Annotated in this window: 3 protein-coding genes; all 3 read right to left on the bottom strand. The window is 61.8% G+C overall.

The window, feature by feature from the left end:
* Positions 1-129: 129 nt before the first annotated feature.
* Positions 130-660 (bottom strand): helix-turn-helix transcriptional regulator, encoded by a 531-nt coding sequence (locus ACESMD_RS09045; RefSeq protein WP_372612405.1) that lies wholly within the window; start codon positions 658-660, stop codon positions 130-132.
* Complete coding sequence (locus ACESMD_RS09040) at positions 660-923, bottom strand: hypothetical protein (RefSeq protein WP_372612403.1); 264 nt, start codon at positions 921-923, stop codon at positions 660-662. The genes ACESMD_RS09045 and ACESMD_RS09040 overlap by 1 nt, the downstream gene beginning before the upstream one ends.
* Before the next feature lie 56 nt (positions 924-979).
* Positions 980-1,747, bottom strand: a 768-nt coding sequence (locus ACESMD_RS09035; protein WP_372612401.1) for a PglZ domain-containing protein, incomplete at its 5' end; no start/stop codon positions are given.

The raw sequence follows: 1,747 nt of genomic DNA, 5'->3' as shown, positions 1-1,747 counted from the left end.
TTGAGCAGGGTGTCGAGGTCGACAGACTCGTCACTGTTGGGGGTGGCTAGCGCTTCTATTCGGGCGGGTTCCATCGGGGTGGTCACACGGTAGCTCCGCTGTTGGCTGGAGACTCAAGGCAAGCGTGGTTCACGACGCCAGGCCATGATCGAAGCGACGGATCTGCTCTTCTGGTAGCCGGCTAGCCTCTCGGGCTACGTTGGCCTGCATGCTGATCCGGGCCACCTCGCGCAACGTCTCATCGATAGACCGGCGCTGATGCGTCTGGAACCACTCAAGCACCTCGGCCAGATGCCATAGGGAAGAAGCACGTCCTTCGTGCAGCGGCAGCGGAAAGGTCGCAATGTGCGATTGGAGCAGCTTGCGCATGTTCTGGCGGCTGAAGGCAAACAGCTCGGCGATATCCGTCACTCCGACCAGGTCCGGCCCTACCTCGATCAGGCGAGCCTCGGGAATGGCTCGTTTCACATCCGACATGGCACTGGTAATCGCCTCGTGTGCCGAAGCCGCCTCCCGGGTCAGCTCCAGCGCCAAACGGCCTTTCTGACCCAGGCCCAGCAGTGCATCGTCGCAGCCGGATTCGAAGAGCCGGGTTTCCAACACCTCCATGGCGAGGTCATAGGGAACGGCAAACTTCAGGGTGAAATCATAGGTTATCATCACGTCTCGTCCTCCTCAGAGGATACGCCACCCGTGCAGTTATCCACCACGCGGCGCAGTTGCCTGGCATGGTTGGCAGGGTTTTTCGGTGTACTCCACACGCTGACAATGCAGAACTCGCCGCAGCGGCACTCACTATCGTTGTGCGGGCAGTACAGCCGGCCCCAGGCATGCCCGGAGGCCAACTCGACTCGCCAGCTATGCGCCTCGGCATAGACCAGCGCCGCCTCTATGTCCTTCTTGCCATGTCGCGGGCGGATCATCTTTTCTCCTGCAGGCAGCTTAGGCAGTTGCGGCCATGGTTGTCAAATGACAACCATCAAAAGAAATCATCGGTGAACGCCAGGTCGATGACCACCCGGTAGCGCTCAAGCTCCGTGCCGAGATCCTTGTCGCGCAGCACCAGGAAGTAGTCGCGCATGCGGTCGAAGTTGGTGCCGGAGAGCGACAGGCGCGCCGACTTCATGCGCTCGTTCATGTTGTCGCTGGCACTGTCGAAGGTCACCGTCTCCTCGCTGGAAACCTTCTCGCTGCCCTCAAAGATGGCCACCGCCAGGGTGATGGGCTTGAGCTGTTCGCTGACCGCCTCGGTCTGCAGCAGCTCGAAACGCTGGATGTTGTTGACCATCTTCAGCGAGGCCTTGGGCGAGATCACCCCCACCTTGCGGCGGGTGCGCTTCTCGACCTTCTTGCCGCGCAGCTGCTTGACGGTGAGCACCGGCACCACGATTTCCTGGGGCATGATGCCGTCGTGCACGAAGCGGGCACCGCCCACAAAGTGGAAGCGGTGGGCGCCCTTGGGAATCCAGAACTCGGTGTCGCAGGTGGTGCCGGCGGTCTCCCGGGTATGGCCGTGCCATACGCTGGGGTTGTCGGGCAGATCATGCCCTGTCTGTGGAGAGTTCAGCACGTAGCGCTTCTTGCTCTTGAAGGCGCTCGCCGGCTTCTCGCCCAGGGCGGTGCGGTCGGTAGCATCCAGCTTGCTGCGCTGGAACAGGAAGCCGTGATCGGCGGTGACCAGCACGGTGCTGGTGTTGAGATGCATGAGGACCTTGCGGGTGAGCGTGTCGAGCTCCTCGATGGCGTC

The sequence above is a fragment of the Halomonas sp. genome, assembly GCF_041689495.1.
Taxonomy (GTDB): Bacteria; Pseudomonadota; Gammaproteobacteria; order Pseudomonadales; family Halomonadaceae; genus Halomonas.
This window is presented reverse-complemented; position numbering and strand designations above follow the sequence as displayed.